This window comes from Haloferula helveola, assembly GCF_037076345.1.
GTDB lineage: Bacteria > Verrucomicrobiota > Verrucomicrobiia > Verrucomicrobiales > Akkermansiaceae > Haloferula > Haloferula helveola.
This window is the reverse complement of sequence record NZ_AP024702.1, coordinates 4,039,022-4,060,265: the sequence shown is the minus strand read 5'-3', so window position 1 is coordinate 4,060,265 and position 21,244 is coordinate 4,039,022. Positions and strand designations below refer to the sequence as shown.

Sequence of the window (21,244 nt, the reverse complement as noted above, 5' to 3'; positions counted from 1 at the left end):
CTCTCCCATTCCACCCTTCCATGTGCGGCATCGTCGGCTACATCGGCAAATCCTCGGCACCCTCGGTTCTCATCAACGGTCTCCGCCGACTCGAATATCGCGGCTACGACTCGGCAGGCCTCGCCATCCTCGAGGATGGCTCGGTCGTCGTCAGCAAATCTCCGGGCAAGGTAGCCTCGCTCCACGACAAGGCGCGTGAGGAATGGCCGGAGGAACGCTTCGGCTCCGCACACGTTGGCATCGCTCATACCCGATGGGCCACCCACGGGCCGCCGACCGAGGCCAATGCCCACCCCCACCTCGACCAGTCTGGCGATGTCGCCCTCGTCCACAACGGAATCATCGAGAACTACCGCCCGCTGCGTTCGCGGCTGGAGGCCAAAGGCCACCATTTCTATTCGGATACCGACACCGAGGTTCTCTCCCACCTCATCGGAGACGTCTACTCGGGAGATCTTTTCCAAGCCGTGTGCGACGCGCTCTCCCAAGTCGAGGGCACCTTTGGCATCGCCGCCATTTCCTCGAAGGAGCCTGGGCGGATCATCACCGCACGACGCGGCAGCCCCATCGTGATCGGAGTCGGTGATGGGGAAACCATCGTCGCCTCCGACGCCTCGGCGATCATCTCGCACACCCGGCAGGTGATCTACCTCGAGGACAACGACATCGCCGTCGTCACCGCCGAGGGTGTGGAGATCAAGGACCTCAACCAGGTGCCGGTCACCCGCGAACTCGCCGAGCTCGGGTTCGACGCCGAGGCTGCGGAAAAGGGCGGCTTCGAGCATTTCATGCTCAAGGAGATCCACGAGCAACCGGACTCTCTGAGGAACGCGATCCGCGGCCGCCTCGACTTCAATCTCGGCTCCTCGGTCCTCTCGGGAATGGGCACCTCGGCGCGCGACCTCGCCGAGATCCAGCGGGTCGTCCTGCTCGGCTGCGGCACATCCCTGCATGCGGGGCTCGTTGGCGAGTACGCCTTCGAGGATCTGGCCGACATCCACGCCGAAGTCCAACAGGCGGCCGAATTCCGCTATCGCAACCCGCTGATCAGCCGGAGCGATCTGGTCGTGGCGATCTCGCAGTCCGGAGAAACAGCAGACACCCTCGCCGCGGTCCGTGAAGCCAACCAAAAGGGTGCCTTCGTCATGGGGCTCTGCAATGTCGTTGGTTCGACAATCGCGCGCGAAACCGGACGAGGCGTCTATCTCCATGCGGGCCCCGAGATTTCCGTCGCCTCAACCAAGGCATTCACATGCCAGGTGGCGGTTTTGCTGATGATGGCGCTCAAGCTTGGACGCGGCCGCCGGTTCTCCCGCGACGAAGGAATGCGTCTTGCCCAGGAGATTGATGCCATCCCCCAACTCGTTGAACGGACGATCGAACAGAACGACCGGATCGCCGCTCTCGCGGAACGCTACGCCGCCAGCGAGCACGCCTTCTTCATCGGACGCGGCTACCTCTTCCCCGTCGCGCTCGAAGGAGCGCTCAAGCTGAAGGAAATCTCCTACATCCACGCCGAGGGCTACCACGCCGCGGAACTGAAACACGGCCCGATCGCCCTGCTTGAGGAAGGCACACCGATCATCGCTCTGGCGAATGACATCCCGGGCAAGGACAAGACGCTCGGCAACGTCGAGGAGTGCCGCGCCCGCGGTGCACGGATTCTCGGTGTCGTGACCGAAGGAGACAAAGAAGCCGCTGAGTTCATGGACGATGTCATCGAGGTCCCGGCCTGCCACCCCTTGGTGAGTACGATACCCTCGGCGGTCGCCCTCCAGTTGTTCGCCTACCACGTCGCCCGGATCCGAGCCTGCGAAATCGACCAACCGCGGAACCTCGCGAAGTCGGTCACCGTCGAGTGACTTCCTCGGAAAAGGAAATCCCCGGAAGCAAATGGGGGACACCTGCTTCCGGGGACTCTTGGGGATCGGGGGGATTGTTTCGACTCGAGGCGTTTTGGGGGGATGGGGGGAGGTGCCTCGCGCCGACAAACACAGAATGCCATAAATCCCGGAACCGACCACCCCGTGATCACGTGCATCCGATCGCGTGCATTCGATCACGGAGGGTTTCTCCACCGAATTCTTGCCGGCCGCGCGCGCTCGTTCACAATTCCCCCATGCAAACCTATCTCGACCTGCTACGCGACGTCCTTGAGAACGGCGAGCAGCGGGCGGACCGGACCGGAACCGGCACCCGGGCGGTTTTCGGTCGGCAGGTCCGCTACGACCTGCGTCAGGGATTCCCCTGCCTCACCACCAAGAAGCTCCACCTTCGCTCGATCATCCACGAGCTGCTGTGGTTCCTCAAAGGCGACACCAACATCGCCTACCTGAAGAAAAACGGCGTGAGGATCTGGGACGAATGGGCCGACGAGCACGGCGACCTCGGTCCCGTTTACGGCCATCAGTGGCGTTCTTTTCCCGGACCCGACGGGCGTCATGTCGACCAGATTGCCGAACTCGTCCACGGCCTCCGTGGCGATCCCCACTCGCGCCGACATCTAGTCGTCGCGTGGAACCCGGGCGACATCTCGCGGATGGCCCTGCCGCCGTGCCACTGCCTGTTCCAGTTCTTCGTTCACGATCCGGATTCCGAACGCCCGGGACTTTCCTGCCAGCTCTACCAGCGCTCGGCCGACCTGTTCCTCGGGGTCCCGTTCAATATCGCCTCATACGCCCTGCTCACTCTGATGCTCGCACAGGCATGCGGATACGAGCCTCGCGAGTTCATCCACACATTCGGAGACCTCCACCTCTACTCCAACCACATCGATCAGGCACGGGAACAGTTGTCCCGCGATCCCAGACCCCTGCCGACGATGTGGATCGACCCGTCGGTGACCGAACTCGATGACTTCCGATTCGAGCACTTCGAACTTCGGGACTACGACCCCCACCCGCACATCAAGGCCGAGGTGTCGGTTTGAAATGTCGATGAAGCTGATCGGAATCGTGGCCATGACCGCCGACCGGATCATCGGCCGGGATGGAGCCCTCCCATGGCACCTACCGGAGGATCTCGCGTTTTTCAAACGGACCACGAGCGGACATCCGATTGTGATGGGGCGAGCGACCTACGACTCGATCGGGCGCCCCCTGCCGAAAAGGCGCAATATCGTGATTACCCGCAATCGGGAGTGGTCGGCGGACGGCGTGGAGGCGATCGGTTCGCCCGAATCCCTATCGGGTCTGGACCTCACCGGTGAGGTCTTCATCATCGGCGGAGCGAAAGTCTACGAGGCCTTCCTTCCCCATCTCGACGAGCTGCTGGTTTCCCGGGTGCGCGAGGATTACACGGGTGACACCCGGTTCCCCGAATTCACCCATCGATTCGGCGCTCCCGAGCTGCTGGAAAGCCACGAGGCCTTCGACGTTTACCGATACCGCAGAAACTAGCTCACGACTCCCATGGCCAACTCATTCGAACTCGAAGGCACCGTCCGCCACCTCTTCGACCTGCAGACTTTCAACAGCGGCTTCACCAAGCGCGAGTTCGTGGTGGAAATCGAGGACGGCAAATACCCGCAAATGGTCAAGTTCGAGTGCGTGAAGGACAAGACCTCGATCCTCGACGATGTCTCGGTGGGCGACAGGGTTCAGGTGACCTTCGACATCCGCGGCAACGAGTACAAGGACCGCTTCTACGTGAATCTCGTCGCCTGGAAGCTCGGCAAGTCGGCAGGAGGCGATGATGCCCCGGCCCCCGGATCATCGATGGACGCGTCGTTCGACAACGAGCCGGACCAGTCCGACGACATCCCCTTCTGACCGTCACCCGCGGTCAACCGCAGCGCGCCGGATGCACTCGAGCGCGGCTTGGCTCACGGCACGCTTGAAGCCCATCCGGTCGCGCGGATGGAACTGACGGAGAACCATCGTTTCCCGACCCTTCGCAGCGAGGGCGATGAATACGGTTCCAACTGGCTTGTCATCGGTGCCACCATCCGGCCCCGCGATCCCGGTAACCGCGACAGCAATATCCGCATTGGAGGCCGAAAGCGCCCCGTCCGCCATCTGCCGGGCCACGGGCTCACTCACTGCTCCATATTCGCCCAGAGCTTCTTCGGATACACCGAGCAACTCCACCTTCGCCTCATTGGCATAGGTCACGAATCCGTGGGTAAACACCGCGCTGGATCCGGGGACATCCGTGATGCGGGCGGAAATGAGTCCGCCGGTGCAACTCTCCGCGGTCGCGACCTTCAAGGCGCGCTGCTTGAGTTCACGCACGACCGCCTCTTCAAGCTCTTCACCCAGCTCCGAAAAACACTGCTTGGCGAACCGGCTCAGCACGAGCGCCCGCCCGGACTCGAGCGCATCCGGCGGGCCGATCAACCGCACGTCAACCTCGGCAAGCCTCGCACAGTATCCCACCTCAAGCCCATCGATCGCCCCGAGTTTCGCGTCGACCGCTTGATGGATTTCACTTTCGCCCAATCCGGTGAACTTCAATTCAATGATCCCGACCGCGGACTCGATTCCCCCAAGGGCCGTCAGCTTCGGGACAACCTCAGCGTGATACATCGGCTGCAGTTCGCGCGGCGGCCCGGGCAACAGGAAGACCGCACAGTTTGCCGCACCATTGAGCCGCGGCGGAATGAAAATCCCGGGGGCGGTGCCGTTGGGATTCGGCAATACATCGGCACCGACCGGAACCTGCGCCTGCTTGCGGTTGTCCGGCGCCATCGTTCTGCCCCGGATCTCGAAAAACGCCTCAAGTGACCGCAGCGCCGCCTCGTCTTCGATCAACTCCAGCCCGGCCACTTCGGCGGCGGCTTCCCGGGTGATGTCGTCACTGGTCGGGCCGAGCCCCCCGGTCACGATCAGCACATCGGCTCGTTCCACGGCCTCGGCAATGCCGTCGCGGATCGCGTCACCATCAGGCACGGTGGTAAGGCGTTCGACCCTCAGGCCGAGTTTGAACAATTCGCGACCGAGCCAGTGCCCGTGGGTATTCAGCGTCCGTCCCAGAAGGAGTTCGCTCCCGGTGTTGAGGATCTCGACCTTCACGGCGTTCAGACGCTGGCGGAAGGAATCTCGATTTCCTTCGCGTCCCCCCAAAGCGTCTCAAGCCCGTAGAATTCGCGGAGTTCCTCGTGCATCACGTGAACCATCACATCGATGTAATCGAGAACAACCCATCGGGTATCGGCCTTTCCTTCGGTATTCACCGGCTTCGCCCCGGTCCACTCCTCGACGTGCCCACGGATGTCCCGGAGAATTGCACGGAGGTGGGGCATGGACGTGCCTGAACAGACAATCATGAAATCCGTCAGGGACGAAAGCCCCCGCAGGTCAAACAAGCGGATATTCTCCGCCTGAATCTCCGCGGCCGCTTTCGCGCATGCCAGAGCCAGTTCCTTACCTTGGGTCGCCATGAGTTCGTCCCGCTTCGTCGCGGGGCGGCATCCTACCCCGACCCGGCGCCTTGGCCACTCCAAATGGGGAAACAGCGCGACGGGCCCGCTTCCATGCCTTGACCCCGGCCCAAATCACACCACCCTTGCCCTGCCGAATGCCCGTCCACCTCAAGAACCTCGCCGCCCACGCCAAAAAGGCCCTGAAGCCCGCCAGCCAGGGACATCTCTCACCGGCGGAGCGGATCGCGCTCTACAAGCGCTTCATGAAAATCGAGGAGCACCGGATCCGCCTCCGGCACCGCGCAGGAGCAGGTGGACTGGAGATCGCCCGCGCCCGCTCGGAGCTCCTGGATGTGGTTCTCGATTCGGTCTTCAAGACCGCTCTTCTCAAACGCACGAGCAAGTCGCCGATCAGCCTCGTTGCCACGGGCGGTTACGGTCGGGGCACCCTCAATCCAGCCTCCGATATCGATCTGCTTTTCCTCCTGCCGCGGGCCTCCAACAAGTTGCCCAAGGATCTCGAGGAACTCGTGCATGAGGTGCTCTACCTCCTCTGGGATGTCGGCTTCAAGGTCGGCCATGCATGCCGTTCGATCGCCGAATGCATCCAGCAAGCCAAGGCCGATCAGGAGAACAAGACCTCGCTCATGGACGCCCGCAGGATCGCGGGCGACCGCACCCTGTTCTCGGAATTCCGCAAGCGCTTCGAAAAAGAGGCTCTGGCGAAGGGCCAGAAGGCTTTCTTCGAGTTGAGGAGGAAGGATCTCCGCGGACGGCACCGGAAGTATTCGAGGACTGTCTTTCTTCAGGAACCGAATGTGAAGGAAGGCTGCGGTGGCATGCGGGATTACCACAACATCCTTTGGGTCACACGGGTGAAGCGAAAGACCGCCAACCTGAAGAAACTTGTGGAGGTGAAGCTTCTCACCCGCACCGCGCATCGGGAAATCGAGGAAGCCTATGACTTCCTGAACCGGGTCCGGAACGAACTGCACTACCAAGCCGGAAAGTCCTCCGACCAACTGACCCTTCGGCTACAGGGCATCGTCGCCACCGAGTTCCGTTACCCTCAGCGCTCGATCCTGCGACGGACCGAAGCTTTCATGCGCGACTACTACCGTCACACGCGCAACCTCTATCAGCACACGACTTCGCTGATGGAGATCTTCGAGATCGAGCAGGACGATCAGAAGGATACCGGCCTCACCTCATTTCTGAACCTCGGTCGCCGGAAGCGCGAGGAGTTCGACGGCTTTATCGCCCTCGACGGCAGGATCTATCCCGCCAACCAGAACATTTTCAGGCACGACACCCACCGCCTGATGCGGCTGTTCCAGCACGCGCAGCTGCGCAACCTCCGGCTCAGCCCGCCGATGCGCAAACTGGTGAAGAAGCACTGGGAGGACATCGACCGGCCGTTCCGCTACTCGAAGCAGAATCGCGACACTTTCGAGGCTATGCTCAGCAGGCGCGGCGAAGTCGCCCGGTCCCTGCGCAGGATGCACCGCGTCGGTTTTCTCGGCCGCTACCTCCCGGAGTTCGGAGCCCTCGACTGTCTGGTCCAGCACGAGTTTTTCCACCGCTACACCGCCGACGAGCACACGCTGCGCTTCGTTGAGAACATCGATGCCCTAGTCGACTCCGACGAACCCGGAACGGCGCTGTTCCGCGACCTGTTCCGCCACATCGAAGACCCGTATACCTTCTACCTAGCCATCCTGCTGCACGACTCCGGACGCTCGGAGAACGTGCGCGAGCACATCGATGGTTCCGCGATGCTCGCGCAGCGTCTGTGCAACCGGCTGCAGGTCCACGGCGCGCGCCGCAGGATGATCATGTTCCTGGTGGATCACCACCTGACATTCTGGCGCTACGCCACAACCCGGAACATCGAGGACCCTGAAGTCGTTCGCGAGTTCGCGCTTCTGATGAAAACTCCGGCGCGTCTCGACGCCCTGATGCTCTTCACTTACGCCGACTCCCGTGCGACCTCGGAGGAATCGTGGAACGATTGGAAAGAAACCCTGCTTCGACAACTCCACCGCTCCGCGAAGGAGTTCCTGACCCACGGCGAGGAACGTTTCAACGCCTCCCTCCGCTCGGACAAGCAGGCCCTCAAGGAGAAGGTGATGACTTCCATGGGCGAAGGATACGCCAGCGAGATCGAGGAGCATTTCGAGCGGATGCCCGCGAGCTACTTCCGCTTTCGTGATCCGGCAAGCGTTCCGGTTCATATCCGCACCGTTCGGGATTTCCTCAAGCGTGAATCCGAGTCGGACGGCGGATTCGTGTGCTCCGGCCAGTCTTTCGACTACCCCGACCGAGGTTACACCGAGTTCGTCATCGTTTCTCGAAACCGGCCCTACTTTCTCCAGAAGGTTTGCTGCGCGATCGCAGCCCAGGAAATCAACATTGTCTCCGCCGATTTCCACACGAGAACCGACGGCATTGTCGTCGACCTGTTCCGGGTTTGCACCACGGACTTCGGGCCTGTCACCGACGAGCGGCAGCGCCAGGGCTTCATCGACACCCTCTACCATCTGGGCCGCATCGAACACTACGACCCGGCGGAATTCCTCAAACCGAAGAAGAACATCCTGAAGTCGAAAGAGAAGACCGGCATCTCTTTCCCGGTCCGGGCACACATTTCGAACCAAGCCCACCCTTCGTGCACCACCGTCGAGATCCAGGCCGTCGACAGGATCGGCCTCCTCCACGACCTCTTCCATGCGATCAATGCCGCCGGATTGGACACGGTGCATGCCCGTATCGGCACTGAAAAAGGAGCCGCGGTCGACACACTCTATGTGACTCCTCCCGGAGGCGGACAAGCGACCGATCCCGGCCAGCTCAGACAACTGCACTACCTCCTCGAAGAGGCCATCCGCCCCTCCTGAAGCATGAGAACCCTCCTCTTTGTCGCCGGCGTCGTGACGACACTCCTCGGCTTCCTTGCCCACGCCAGACTCGGTGGAACCGCTGAAGCGGCATCCTTATTCCAAGGGGCTCTGACTCTCGGAGGAGGTTGGGTCATTTGCGCGCTGTTTTCCCGGGTCTGGACCTGGCACGGCATCATCGGCGGCGGGATCCTCGCGCTTCTGGGAGCGGCACGCTGCGCTCCCGCCCTCCTCGCACTGACGAGAACCCCCACAGCCGGCACCCCGTTCGAAGCTGCAGCTTTCGGAATTTCTACTATTGTCTTAGTAGCAACAACAAGATCACTGCTCCGCGAGCGTACGAGGATCGCGCTGGAGAAACTTCGGGAGAACGACTGATCAGAGCGGAAGATCGTAACTCCTGCCTCCCACTCCGTCGAACCAGCGGACATAGGCGGCGTTCACCGTGGCGAAGCCGCCGGGAGTCGGATAATCACCGGTGAAATACCAATCACCCGACGGCCCGTCGATCGAGGCGTGGAGATTTTCGATCGTCTGGAAGACCACAACCACATCACCGTCCCATTCGATCTCTTCGGGCTTCACCATCCGGCTGATCTCGGCCGAGATCTCCTCCGGAGTGAAGGCCTCGTAGACCCCCTTCACCCGGTTGGTCATTTCGGAATACGGCTTGGCGAGCTCTCTACGACACTCATCGTAGACACGGTCCAGAACCGCCTGACCGCCCGACTTACGGTGGAGGTTGACGGCCGCTTGGAACGCGATGAACTTGCCCAGTTCAGACATATCGATCCCGTAGCAATCCGGGTAGCGAATTTGCGGAGCCGTGGAACACACCACAATCTTGCGCGGCGAGGTTCTCGCAAGGATCTTGAGAATGGACTTCTTGAGCGTCGTGCCGCGGACAATCGAATCATCCAATGCAACAAGAGCGTCATTCTCGCCGACCATCCCATAGGTAATGTCGTAGACATGCGACACCAGCTGGTCCCGCCCCTTTTCCTGGGCAATGAACGTACGCATTTTGATGTCCTTGTGAGCGATCTTCTCACCCCTCGGCCAGTTGCGCATGATCAGGTCATCCAGCGCCTCCTCGTTCAAACCTCCGCGGCTCTGGGCGTCGAGAATGGCATCCTTCACCTGCTGCCGCCGGAGCATCCGCAAACCGTCCATCAGACCGTACCACGCCGTCTCGGCGGTGTTCGGAATGAATGAGAACACGGCATGCTCCATCTTGCCGTCGATCGCGTCCACCACCTGGGGCACCAATGCCGCACCCAGCGCCTTCCGCTCTCGGTAGATATCGGGGTCGTTGCCGCGGGAGAAATAGATGCGCTCGAAGGAACAAGGCCGGAAAGGATCCGGCTCGGCGAACCTGCCGCGATGGAGACCACCGTCGGACTTGATCGTCAGCACCGCCCCGGGATCAAGGGCTTCCACCTCGTCCTGCTCCGCTTCGAACACGGTCATCAGGGGAACCCGCTCGGACGCGATGGCAATGACCTCGTCATTGATCAGGACATGGCACGGCCGGATGCCCGAAGGATCCCTCATGACGAACATGTCGCCGTTTCCAATGACGCCGCAGATCGAGTACCCTCCATCCCAGAAGGCCGCCGACTCGCGGATGAGCCTTTCGAGATCGAGCTGCTCGGAAATCTGATCCGGGATCCGGGTGCCGGCTACGCCGGCATCCCGGAGCTCGTGGTAGATTGAGGTGTGAGCCTCATCGAGATGGAAGCCAATCTCCTCAAGCACCGTCTGCGTGTCGGTTCCGAACACGGGGTGCTGACCCCGCTCAATGAGGACTCGGTTCAACTCACCCGCATTGGTCATGTTGAAGTTCCCCATCACCATCAGCGTCCGGGTCGGCCAGTTGCTCCGCCGGAGGTATGGATGACAGGATCCCTCGTCGAAGTCACCCGATGTCCCGTAGCGGAGGTGGCCGATCAGGATCTCCCCACCGAAATCGAACCGCTTCTTGATGTCCGCAGGACTCTTCGGATCAAGGATCCCCTTTCTGGCCATCTTGTGGAACGCCTTGACCTCCTTCCGGAAGATCGAGGACAGCGCATCCCTTTCACCACTGCGGCGCCTGAAGACATACGGCTCGCCAAGTGGCATTCCCAGCTTCGTGCACCCGATGCCGATTCCGTCCTGCCCACGGTTGTGCTGCTTCTCCATCAGGAGGAACAGCTTGTTGAAGCCCCAAAGGGCCGTCCCGTAGCGGTCGTAATAGTACTCGAGCGGCTTTCGCAGACGGACGGCGGCAATTCCGCACTCGTGCTTCAGAAAATCACTCATCGGATGATCACTCGCCGCTGACCTTCACCCGGACCCCCTCGGCCTCGACCATTTCGCCGATCACCACACCACCGGGACCGGCTGACAGAGCTGGCTCGACTTCTTCAGGAGCCACGATGGCCACCCAGCCGATTCCCATATTGAACGTATGGAACCGGTCCTCGGCGTCCACGTGGCGGAGCAACTTGTCGATACCAGGCAGCTTCCACGCCGGAATTTCGAGCTCAGCCCCGCATCCGCGGAACAGCCTCTCAAGATTCTCAGGTAACCCTCCACCGGTAATGTGAGCCATGGCTTTCGGGCGAACCCCGGAAGCCTTCAGGCCACCCACCACATCATGATACAGGCGGGTCGGTTTCAAAAGTGCTTCCAACTCCTCATCGGCAAGCTCACCGGGATGCTCGGCCAGAACCCGCCGAACCAGACTGAATCCGTTCGCGTGAATACTGTCGGAAGCATACCCGACCAGCACATCGCCGACCCGGATTTGTGTCGGATCGATCAAATCCGCCTTCTCCGCGCAACCGATGCAGAATCCTGAGAGCTCAATGACGTCCGGAGGAACGATTCCGGGCATTTCCGCGGTCTCCCCCCCCGCAAGGATGCAGTTGCAGGCCTCCAAATAGTCCGCCATGCCGCCGATCAGACGCGTGATCCGGACTTCATCCAGCGCCGCAATTCCCACATAATCAAGGAATAGCAACGGATCACCACCGGTCGTGAGGATGTCGTTGACGCTCATCGCCACCAAATCCTTGCCGGCGGTCTCGAGCAGATCCCGCTGCAGCAAGAGCTCCAACTTCGTTCCCACGCCGTCGCAGCCCGTCACAATTACAGGCTCCGCGTAGTCACTTAGGTCATAAGCGGCTGCAAATAACCCGAATGCACCCATGAGGTGCCGCTGCTTCTGCGTCCTCGCGACGTGGCTCCGAATGTCTCCCACCAAGGCGGCCGCTCTGCGCGTGTCCACCCCGGCCTGCTGGTAGGTCAATTTTCCACCCATGCGCTCGCTGCTGGTGGCGGGGTTGTAACAGCCCCCCCTTGCCCGTCACGCAGAAAAGCCCCGCACGGGAGAATCTCGTCGGGCGCAGCGAGAATCGCGACCTCCGCCGCCCAAGCGTTGACCCTCAGCCCACAAAACCGTTTTGAACAATTTTGCCTAAATTATCTAAAATATCAGTAATAATTAAGGATCTGCTCCTTCATCACGACTCCCCCATTGGCAAAACGTTCAAAAAAATATTGTCAACTATGGGAAATATTTCTAAAAGCCAAACCAACAGGAGCTTCGATCATTCAATTAATCTTGAATATCAAAGCATCTTCACTAAAAACCTAGCCATTCTCCTACCTCGTTCCAGATGTCGAGCGACACTCCCCAGCTCCAACTGAGCCCCGGCCTCACGATCGGTTACCGGGCCCCGCTTGCCCGAACGGCTGAATCCATCCAGCTGGGCAAGGGCACCCATTTCCTCCTCGCCAGGAATGGCCGGGGAAAGACCACCCTCTTGCGCACCATCGCCCGCTCAATCCGGCAACTGGGTGGAGAAATCCGGCATCACGGCCGCATGCAGTACATGGCGGAGGGCCTCTACTTCGACGCCGAGCTTTCCGCATCGGCGATCTTCCGGGCGATGATCCCCCGCAAGCATCTGGCGGAAGCCCTGCAGCTGGCGGAGCGCATCGAGCTCGACCTTAAGAAGCCCTACGGAAAGCTCTCCACCGGCAACCGCCGCAAGACGAGCCTGATCGTCGCCGAGTACTCGGTCGACCCGGCCGAGGCCAACATCCTCCTCCTCGACGAGCCCTTCAGCGGTCTCGACGCCTACGCACGCCAGCAGTTCGAGGAGATCTGGCGCACTCGCTCGAACAACACCCTGCGTCTGGTGAGCTGCCACCCGGACTACGATTCGATGGAGATGCCCAGCGCCCTCATCATTCAGGATGAGACCATTCTTCAAACTACCGGAGAGAGCCAGACCTGGAACGAGCTCAAGAGCCTCCTGAACTGAGCCCATCCGCCTTTGACCCGATGAAACTTTTCAAGCTTACGCTGATCACTCTCTTCCGCAGGAAATCCTGGGCGGTCTGCGCGTTTCTCGTGCTCCTGATGCCGTTCGTCCTGCCGCAACTCTCGAGCGGCACGGAGAACCCGGGACTGCTGAAGCCGGCGTTGGCACAGGCAGCCTGGGGCATGGCCTGGCTGAGTGCGGCTTTTTGGGGATTCTTTGCGGCGGCCAAAACCGGCGAGAACCTATCGCGCTCCGGCCTCGGTGAGTACTTCCAGACCATGGGCGTTTCGGCCACCCGGCAACTGCTCGAGATCTGGGCCGCACTGATGGTCTACATCGCCCCGCTCGGAATCGGCGCAGCTCTGGTTTGCATCTTCGCGGCAAGTCCGTCCCTGCCGGACGAGCGGGCCATGTGGATCGCCACCAATTTCCAATACGCGCTCCTCTTCACCATTGTGGTCGCACCACTGATCGCACTCGCGGTTGCGACAGCATCGCGGTTCGGAAGCCTCACCGGCTTCATCGTTTCGACGGGCATCACATTCTACGGCCTCTACGGGGTCGGCTACATGAAGCTGCTCCTCACCCTCGAGGGCAACCCTCTCCTGTCGTGGCTCTGGAGCGCGTCTCCACACTACCATTTCGCCGATCCGACTGAGCGCCTGCGCTACAAGCTGGGCGCTATCGAGTGGAGCCAGTTCCCCCTGCTCATCGCCTACTTTCTCGGGATCTTCCTGCTCTACACGGCCTTCTCCCGCCTGATCTTCCGCGTGAAAGCGACTGCTTGAAACGCATTCCAATCCACTGTCCCAATGATTCTCCGTAGCCACATCACAACTGCCGCCCTCGCGATCGCGGGAGCCGGCCTGTGGCACTATGCCGGCAGTGCTCTGCGCGACGGCGGCAAGCTGGAATTCGACCCCAATCCCTTGGGCATCAAGCGGAGCCCCTATGGCCAGGTCGTGGCGATGGCTATCCAGACTCCGATCGATGCGGACTGGCACGGCGCGATCGAGATCCACGATCACCCTGCAGGTGAGTCCTGCGAATCCTGTGAAGCCCATTCATCGGAACCATCCGACGCGGAGCATCACGATTGCGATCACGAGGACTGCGACCACGATCACATCGCGGAGCATGATGAACACGGGGATTGCGAACATGACCACGGCTCTTGCGGCCATGACCACGATCATGCCGACCACGGGCACGGGGCCGTCGACCACCCCGCGGAGAAGCGACCTCTTCTGGCCCGGCTCGAGAACGCGGTCAACGCTCGCACCAACCCCAACCCACCTACCCCGGGGCACAAACTCTACATCCGCCGGGAAATCGAAAAGAAGCTCCGGTTCGCGTATGCCTTGGATCCTTCGCACTACGCGAACTACAACGCCTACAACCTCTTCATTACCCAGCAGTCGCTCGGCACGGGCAACCTCAGCCAAGAACAGGCCGACGAATTGGTTTTCTCCCTGGCAGACCACACGATCCGGTACTGCCTGCGGGAACAACACGATCCGCGTCCGGCCCTCACCGCAGCCTCGGCAGCCTACAACTGCCTCGAGCGAATGCTTCTCGATTCATCCGGCAAATACCCGGTCAAGCAACTGCGGGACCAACTCGGCGTCATCGACTTCTGCATCCACCGGCACTTCGAATTGCTCGAGACGTTCATCCACTCGGGCAGCTGGGACCTCCTATCCGCACAACGGCAGGACGAGATCATGAGCCGCTCGAGGTTCGCCTCGAAACTCCGGGAATCGGCCGAAGTCGCGATCACGCGCAAGGAATCCGAAAGCCACTCAACCGCCAGCCACACCAAGCCATGAGTGTCTTTACCGCAGTTCACGACGATACCCCGCCGCCGCTTCCCGCACAAAACGGGACGCCGGACGCGCCGATCTATTTCGTCCCCGGAATGACCGGGAACCAACTGCTGGGCATCATCTTCCGCGTTTGCCGCGAACTGCGCGTCTCGGACATCCAGATGCGCTCGGGGCGCCCGGTTTACATCCACACCAACAAGGGCGTGGAGAAACTCGAGCGTCTCGGGATCCTGGGCTCGGCACACATGGACGAGATCCTCAAGGAACTCATCCGCAACCGCGAGAGCGGTAGCCACGGGTTCGGCGAGGAGAGCAATCTCGACGCCCGCGTCGAAGACAAGATCAACGATGCCATCCGTGACTTCGCCGAGCGAAAGGTCGCGGACTTCTCCTGCGACGGCATCCCGATGGGAGAAAACGGCGAGCGCTCCGGTCGTCTGCGGATTCAAGCCCACCTCAGCTCCTCCGGACTCGGAGTCACGTGCCGGATCCTCAACGACTATATTCCCGAACTCGAAAGCCTGGGAATCGATCCGGACACCACTACCATCCTCCGGCAAGCCGTGCAGAAGCGTGCCGGCCTTTGCCTCGTCACAGGCCCCACAGGTTCCGGTAAGTCCACGACTCTGGCAGCATTGATCGATTGGTTGCGGCGCAACCACTTCAAGCACATCGTCACCGTAGAGGACCCCATCGAGTATCAATATCCGGATGACATGGAGGACCCTGAGTTCGACGGTCGCCGCACCGCGTCCCCGTCCATCGTCACCCAGCAGGAAGTCGGACGGGACGTTCACTCTTATCGCCAAGGCCTCAAGGACGTCCTGCGGAAGGCTCCGCATGTGATTCTCCTCGGGGAAATTCGCGACCGGGAAGCCATGGAAACCTGCATGGAGGCGGCCCAAACCGGTCACCTGGTCCTGTCCACCCTGCACACCACCGGGGCCGTCAAAACCATCGGCCGGATTCTCGAGCTCTATCCCCGCGAGAGCCACAACGCGGTGTTGAACCGCTTGGCCGAGACCTTGGTATTCATCCACTCGCAGGGCCTCCTCAACGGCATCCAACGACGCGTTCTCACCTACGAGTTCCTCCAGAACAACGACGACGCCGTATCGAGCGCGATCGCCAACTACGACGGCGGGGCAAGATCACTCGAAGACGTAATACGCAGAGCCGGCAACATCGAGTGGGATAGCAACCTGAAGCGTCTTCTCAACCAAGGACTGATCGACGAACTCACGTTCGAAAACGCCAGGATGAATCGCGACGACGAGGTCGAAGTCCTCTGAAAACAAACAATCTCGAGGCCCTGATGGTCGGCATGGTCCGGTCGTGGGGTCTCCTGCCAAACGAAAAAGACAAACACACCCAAACACACACCAACACATGAAACTGACCAAAAACACGAAGCGCGCGAAGGGCATGACCCTCCTTGAACTGACGGTGGTTATCCTCGTCCTTCTCTCGCTCATCACCATTCTCTTCATCGGCGCTCGCGCGTGGAAGAAGGGTTCGGACCGCGCCGGCTGCATCATGAACATCCGGAACGTGCAGCAAGCCGCTCGCTCGTACCAGAACATGTACAACCTCGCCATCGGTGACGACGTTCCGGCCGGCAAGCTCCAAGGCGCCGACCAGTTCCTCGAAACCGCTCCGGTCTGCCCGGGCGGCGGAACCTACAGCCCTGCTGACCTCACGGCAGCCGTCGCTATCCCTGCGATCGGCACCCCGGTCCTGAGCTGCACGCTCTCCGCCACCCAGGATCACGTCCCTTCGGACACCACCGGTTGGTAAGCCGATTCCCAGATCACTTCTTTGAGAGGTGATCTTTCGATATCCGCCCCTCGCCCGACCGGGCGAGGGGCACCTCTCCTCCCAAACCTCCCCTCTCTCCCCATGCACCCTTACACCCCGTCCCACCTTGGTCGCCTACCAACATCCATCGGAGCTCAACCCGCTCCAAAACTATCGCCAGGCCTCTTCGATCCTGCGCGGCACCAGTCGTGCAACGAATGACGGATGGTATACGAGTCCGATTGATCTCGATTACCAGGTCCACCTGAGGATCGACGGCAATCAGATCGACTCATGGATTTTCCGCTCTTCCGACAAGTCCTGGACTGAGGGACCGGAATTGAGCGAGGAGGCGCTGCTCGACGCCTCGAAGGTTCCCGCCTTCGCGGAACAACTGGTTTCACTTGCCAAAAAGGCGGGAAGCAATGCCGTGGGAGTCGTTCTCCACATTGCTGACGAATTCGCTACCACCGAGATCAAGCCCGAACTGGACAACCCGGGCGCTCTTGGAGAACTCCGTGAAAAGATCGCCAACGAACCGACAGCGGTTCTCGACGATGCATCCCTCTCAACGGAAGAACATTCGTGGCGCCTTGTTCCATACCCTGCAACCGGTAGCGAGTCGATTGCGACGGCAGTTACCATTTCCCGCCACGCCGCCGAATTTGTCGATGCTCTCCGCACTTACGGCACTTCGAAGAACTTCCCCATCGTCACACTATCAGTAAGCGCCCCATTGATCGCGCTGCTGGCGCTGCCGGAAATCAAGCGCGACCAGGTGGACAGACCTTTCCTTGCGGTCCTGCCCTATCCCCGTTTCACGACCCTGGCGTTCTTCAACGAGCACGGTGACCTGCTTCTGCTCCGCACGCTCCAACACCGGGGACAACGCCGACCCTCAAACCTGCGGCATGCCGTTTCGACAACTGCCGCAGCCCTCGAAATGGCAAATCCGGAGATCTTCGTTCTGCCCCTGGCAGGCGAAAGGGACCCGCACTTGTCCCAGGAACTCAAAGTCGTCTTCGAAGACTGCCTGATCAACGAGGTCGATTGGTCTGTCACCGCCTTTGCGGATCATTCCCACCCGGGAATTCCGCCGGAAATGCTGGTTTCGGCAAAGTTCCGCGACGAGGTGGATACTCCGGTTGCAGGATCACACACTTTTACGACCCTCCGCACGGAGGGATGGGCGACTCAGGACTTCCTTCCGGTTCCAACTCCACTCGCAGAGACTTACCCTTCTCGCGGCGAGATGAAGTTGCTGCGTGCCTCCCGCTATCTCAGGTTCGCACTCGTGGCAATTGCCGGCCTCTCCTTCATGTGGATTGGCTTTGCCATGCTCGACATGGTCAGGAGACCTGAATGGACCTTCAACGAAAGCGAGGCCGGAGTCGTTGCGCGTCGAATCGAAACCCTACAGGTGGAGAAGAAGCGCATCCAGCACTGGGACAACCTGCTCGATGACCGCTCCAAGGCATGGGTTTCGATGGAAATGCTTGCACGGTTCTTCCCGGAACACAGCGGATTTCTGGTGCGGACCTTCAACCACACCGCGTCCCCGGAGGTGCTTCCCGGTCAGGCGAAGCTCGGATTCGTGAAACAGTGGCGCATCAACGGCCTCGCCCGCGAAGAGTCGCTTGAGAAGCTCGCCAATCTGAATACCCGCGAAGGCATCTCTGCGGCATTCGCTGAAATCGCTAGGGTGACAGGCAATGAGGCGTTCCGGACAGACCTTCCCACGCGAAGCATCGTGGTGAACGTCAAGACGCTGGAGAACTCCGGATATCAGCCGATGCCTCCGGAAGATTCGACCATGAGCATGGAGAGCAGCTACCCGTTCATTTTCGACCTGACGATCACACAGCGCTTCGAGTCGGACGATCCGCTCGCCGTCACCGCTTCCAAAGCCCCCTGACTTGTCATGAACCTCTACCGCCAGTCCATCGCCCTCTTCGGATTTGTTCTGCCGATCGTGCTAGCCGTTGCCGTCATTGGCGCCGCATTTGCGGTGAAGGGCAAGGTCGCCGCCTCATTCGACAAGAAGGTCTCCCACTTCAAGGGCTTCAAACAGAACAAGGTCAACGCCTTGGCCATGGAAGCGGAGATCAGCAAAAAGCGTGAAGATGTCGGGCGGTGGGAATCGATGATCGACAAGGAAACCGCGAGCTCAATCAGCATCAACCTCAGGGAGATTGAGGAAAAGCTTCCGTCTAAGGAATTCCAGAAAACCGCACAGCAATACCCAACCGCACGGGGAGGGTTCGCGACGGTGTCCGCACAGAATTCCGCTCAGGTCCGTTTGGCTTTCCGTGCCACCTACAGGTCGATGCAAAGGGCTCTACTCGAATTGGAGACCCGCATGCCACAACTTCAACTTCAGGAGCTCCGGATCGATCCGAGCAGCAACTCCAACAGCCTCAATTTCGAGGTCAACTACACCGCATGGGAAAAATGAAACAGTCCCCGATTTCATCCGCCCTCCTTGCCTGCGCGCTTCTTGCCCCGGTGGCAACTGCCCAGTCGATCGAGAATTTCAACAATCCGGCATCCTCCGACATCGCGAACGAAGTCGCATTGGAGAAAGTTGCCGAGAATAGGGGCGAGTTGATCACCCAGCCTTCGAGGTATGTCGGTCTCGACCTCGACGCGTACCTGAGAAGCCTTTCATCTTCGTTTGAGATGCGCACCCGCGCGCGTGATCCGTTCGGACGTCACCAAGACCCGAACTTCAAGCCACCAGCACCGAAGATCACCCGCAAACCGAAGCCCGGACAGATCGTGAAAGAGAGGGCAACTCCGTTCCCCGACATTGTAGCCGCCATCCCTATCACCACGATCATCCCCGGAAAACAGAAGTTCCTCATCGGAGGCCAGAGCTACGGCATCGGACAGCGGCTCAAGCTGAACACCGGAAAATCCGAGCCGTTGATCGTCCACGTCGTGTCGGTCGAGACAGATCGGGTCACCTTCCGCAATGGGCTTACGAACGAGCTCGCGGCTCACACGTTCGAGCCGTTGCCGGGCGGAATGACGCCCGGAACACCTTCGAAGCCCGCTGGCCTTGAAGTGAACGACGGCGAAGTCCCGATCGATATCTCAGCCGGTGTCGGCAACTCTCTCTCGTCAAGACGCTAGAAACCCGCCCTTACAGGCCATGAAAACAACCGCTACCCTACTCACAGCCATCACCCTTTCGTCCTCCTTGCTCGTCAAGGCTCAGGACGAAATCGACTCGCCGCTTGACACCCCCGCCTCGCTGCCAGTTGCCAACGAGTCCGAGCTCCCGGACCTGCCGCCACCGCCACCCGCCGCTCCCGATGACTTGCCGGGACTCGGGACTGTCGAGCCAGGCCCCGACGACCTTAATGTCCCACCGGATGCGCCGATCCGCCCGACCACTCCTGCAGCCGGCGAGCCAGCGGTCGAACCCGTGACGCCACCGGTGGAAACACCCGCCGAACCGACCGCTGAGAATCCGATTCTGGAGTCTGATGAAGGTTACCTCATCAAGGATGCGGCGTTGAACGACATCTTCCAATTCTTGGCGAAGCAAGCGGGCCGCCAGTACTTCCACAATTTCAAGATCGCCACTCCCGACTACCGCGTCACAGGTCACCTCAACGACGGTGACCCCCTTCAGCAAATGGAGGAACTGGCGTTCATGTACGGACTGATGCTCTACACGAAGGGCAACACCGTATACGCGCTCACGCAAGCCCAGCTCAGCCAGCTACCGAGCACCGAGTTCAGCTATCAGCTCCGGTATCTCCGTCCGACTGACATGGAGCAGATCAAGGACCTGATCAAACCCGTGCTGAGCCCCGGAACCGGCATCGTGAACTTCGAACCGAAAACCAACACGATCATCATCATCGATACCGCTCATCGCATTGAACAAGCCAGGGAGCTCCTTCACAAGGTCGACCAACCGAAAGGCCAGATCATCGTAGAAACCAAGATCCTCCGCGTTAACAGCCAGGCAGCCGAACGCGTGGGAGTGAATTGGTCAGCGTCTCTGGGAGAATCAGGAACGACGCTCGAGATTGCTCGCAGCTTGAACGCCATGTTCGGTATTGGCGACAGCCTCACCACGGTTCCCAATGGAGCGAGCGCGATCGAATACGATTTCGCACCCGACGCGAATCTCGTGCTGAGCCCCGTGCAGCTCCAGGGAGTTCTTCGTGCCTTGGCCGAAGGAGGAATGGCGACCCAGGTCTCCAACCCCACCCTCATCACCGAGGACAACGAACAAGGGACCATCTCCATCATCGACCGCGTGCCTATCATCACCACCACGACCAACCAAGGCACCAGCACCTCCAGCGTAAGCGAAGAGGTCCGCTACAAGATCGATACCGGAGATCCGAGCATCACCGAGAACCCCGAAGCTCACCGCGAAATCGGCATCTCGATGGTGGTCACACCCACCCTCCTTCCTGACGGAACGGTCCGGATGCGACTCCGGCCACGCTCTGCACAGATCACCGATCAGATCCGTAGCGCGACGACGGACAACGTCTACCCGCGCGTCACCGAATCCATGATCGAGTCCCTCACTCGGGTCCCGGACGGGTTCTCACTCGTCGTCGGTGGCTTCTACGGGGAAGTCGAGAACAAGAATCGCACCAAGGTGCCTATCCTCGGAGACATTCCGCTGCTCAACTTCTTTTTCAAGAGCAGGGAAACCGTGAAGGAACAGGCCAGCCTCGTGTTCATCGTAACTCCGACCTCTTACGATCCGACCAGCCGTTCGCAAACGGGCTACCAGTCGAACCGCGTCCATTCGACTTTCCAACTGACCAGGGACCACGACTGGGTTGACACACGCAACCCGGGTCCAGCCCATGAACCGAACCTCCGGCGCGGCATCCGTGGACTTCGGCCGGAAGAGGCCCCATACTACCCTACGGCCGAACAGATGGAATCGCGCGAGATCCGCCGAGTGGAGACCAAGAGCCTGAATCAGGTGGATTCGGGTTCGGACGCCCGTCCGGCCCGTTTCAGCCGCGCTCGCCGACACTGAATGCCTACCAAGCTCTCCCCGCG

General features: G+C 60.5%; 19 protein-coding genes. 15 read left to right on the top strand and 4 right to left on the bottom strand.

What is annotated here, in order from left to right; all coding sequences use genetic code 11:
* Nucleotides 1-20 precede the first annotated feature (20 nt).
* The 4 genes from glmS (at nt 21) to HAHE_RS15230 (ending at nt 3,770) form a co-directional block, all read left to right on the top strand.
* Entirely contained in the window at nt 21-1,862 is a 1,842-nt protein-coding gene (gene glmS, locus HAHE_RS15245) for a glutamine--fructose-6-phosphate transaminase (isomerizing) (RefSeq protein ID WP_338685608.1), read from the top strand.
* Nucleotides 1,863-2,119: 257 nt separating this feature from the next.
* The gene (locus HAHE_RS15240; protein WP_338685607.1) at nt 2,120-2,929 is read left to right on the top strand and encodes a thymidylate synthase; all 810 of its coding nucleotides are present in this window, start codon (nt 2,120-2,122) and stop codon (nt 2,927-2,929) included.
* Between the two features lie 7 nt (nt 2,930-2,936).
* Entirely contained in the window at nt 2,937-3,398 is a 462-nt protein-coding gene (locus tag HAHE_RS15235; protein WP_338685605.1) for a dihydrofolate reductase, read from the top strand.
* Nucleotides 3,399-3,410: 12 nt separating this feature from the next.
* Entirely contained in the window at nt 3,411-3,770 is a 360-nt protein-coding gene (locus HAHE_RS15230) for a DUF3127 domain-containing protein (protein WP_338685604.1), read from the top strand.
* Between the two features lie 3 nt (nt 3,771-3,773).
* Here HAHE_RS15230 and HAHE_RS15225 read toward each other — a convergent pair whose 3' ends face one another.
* Nucleotides 3,774-5,012 (bottom strand): competence/damage-inducible protein A, encoded by a 1,239-nt coding sequence (locus tag HAHE_RS15225; protein ID WP_338685603.1) that lies wholly within the window; start codon nt 5,010-5,012, stop codon nt 3,774-3,776.
* 5 nt (nt 5,013-5,017) lie between these two features.
* On the bottom strand, nt 5,018-5,380 hold the full coding sequence (gene rsfS / locus HAHE_RS15220; RefSeq protein ID WP_338685602.1) for a ribosome silencing factor: 363 nt from the start codon (nt 5,378-5,380) through the stop codon (nt 5,018-5,020).
* A 137-nt stretch (nt 5,381-5,517) separates the two neighbouring features.
* Between rsfS and glnD the strand changes: the two genes are divergently transcribed.
* A complete protein-coding gene (gene glnD / locus HAHE_RS15215; protein ID WP_338685600.1) occupies nt 5,518-8,259 on the top strand; it encodes a [protein-PII] uridylyltransferase in 2,742 nt (913 codons plus the stop codon).
* Nucleotides 8,260-8,262: 3 nt separating this feature from the next.
* Nucleotides 8,263-8,637, top strand: a complete 375-nt coding sequence (locus HAHE_RS15210) for a hypothetical protein (RefSeq protein WP_338685598.1) — start codon at nt 8,263-8,265, stop codon at nt 8,635-8,637.
* On the opposite strand, the gene HAHE_RS15205 is transcribed toward HAHE_RS15210, so the two are convergent.
* Together HAHE_RS15205 and purM are read right to left on the bottom strand one after the other, a co-directional pair.
* Entirely contained in the window at nt 8,638-10,563 is a 1,926-nt protein-coding gene (locus HAHE_RS15205) for an amidophosphoribosyltransferase (protein WP_338685596.1), read from the bottom strand.
* Between the two features lie 7 nt (nt 10,564-10,570).
* Entirely contained in the window at nt 10,571-11,566 is a 996-nt protein-coding gene (purM, locus tag HAHE_RS15200) for a phosphoribosylformylglycinamidine cyclo-ligase (RefSeq protein ID WP_338685594.1), read from the bottom strand.
* A gap of 358 nt (nt 11,567-11,924) precedes the next feature.
* Here purM and HAHE_RS15195 point away from each other — a divergent pair, with 358 nt between their 5' ends.
* From HAHE_RS15195 to HAHE_RS15155, 9 genes are all read left to right on the top strand, one after another.
* Nucleotides 11,925-12,575 carry an ATP-binding cassette domain-containing protein gene (locus tag HAHE_RS15195; protein WP_338685593.1) on the top strand — a complete coding sequence of 217 codons (651 nt, stop codon included), beginning with the start codon at nt 11,925-11,927 and terminating at the stop codon, nt 12,573-12,575.
* A 20-nt stretch (nt 12,576-12,595) separates the two neighbouring features.
* Complete coding sequence (locus HAHE_RS15190; protein WP_338685592.1) at nt 12,596-13,363, top strand: hypothetical protein; 768 nt, start codon at nt 12,596-12,598, stop codon at nt 13,361-13,363.
* A 24-nt stretch (nt 13,364-13,387) separates the two neighbouring features.
* Nucleotides 13,388-14,404, top strand: coding sequence for a hypothetical protein (locus HAHE_RS15185; RefSeq protein ID WP_338685590.1), 1,017 nt, complete (start codon nt 13,388-13,390; stop codon nt 14,402-14,404).
* Complete coding sequence (locus tag HAHE_RS15180) at nt 14,401-15,693, top strand: type IV pilus twitching motility protein PilT (protein WP_338685588.1); 1,293 nt, start codon at nt 14,401-14,403, stop codon at nt 15,691-15,693. The genes HAHE_RS15185 and HAHE_RS15180 overlap by 4 nt, the downstream gene beginning before the upstream one ends.
* Before the next feature lie 97 nt (nt 15,694-15,790).
* Nucleotides 15,791-16,198: a type II secretion system protein gene (locus HAHE_RS15175; RefSeq protein WP_338685586.1), complete on the top strand. Its 408-nt coding sequence runs from the start codon at nt 15,791-15,793 to the stop codon at nt 16,196-16,198.
* Nucleotides 16,199-16,325: 127 nt separating this feature from the next.
* The gene (locus HAHE_RS15170; protein WP_338685584.1) at nt 16,326-18,113 is read left to right on the top strand and encodes a hypothetical protein; all 1,788 of its coding nucleotides are present in this window, start codon (nt 16,326-16,328) and stop codon (nt 18,111-18,113) included.
* 6 nt (nt 18,114-18,119) lie between these two features.
* Nucleotides 18,120-18,653 carry a hypothetical protein gene (locus tag HAHE_RS15165; RefSeq protein WP_338685582.1) on the top strand — a complete coding sequence of 178 codons (534 nt, stop codon included), beginning with the start codon at nt 18,120-18,122 and terminating at the stop codon, nt 18,651-18,653.
* Nucleotides 18,650-19,333, top strand: coding sequence for a hypothetical protein (locus HAHE_RS15160; RefSeq protein ID WP_338685579.1), 684 nt, complete (start codon nt 18,650-18,652; stop codon nt 19,331-19,333). The genes HAHE_RS15165 and HAHE_RS15160 overlap by 4 nt, the downstream gene beginning before the upstream one ends.
* A 19-nt stretch (nt 19,334-19,352) precedes the next feature.
* Nucleotides 19,353-21,221 carry a type II secretion system protein GspD gene (locus HAHE_RS15155; RefSeq protein WP_338685577.1) on the top strand — a complete coding sequence of 623 codons (1,869 nt, stop codon included), beginning with the start codon at nt 19,353-19,355 and terminating at the stop codon, nt 21,219-21,221.
* The last annotated feature ends 23 nt before the right edge of the window (nt 21,222-21,244 follow it).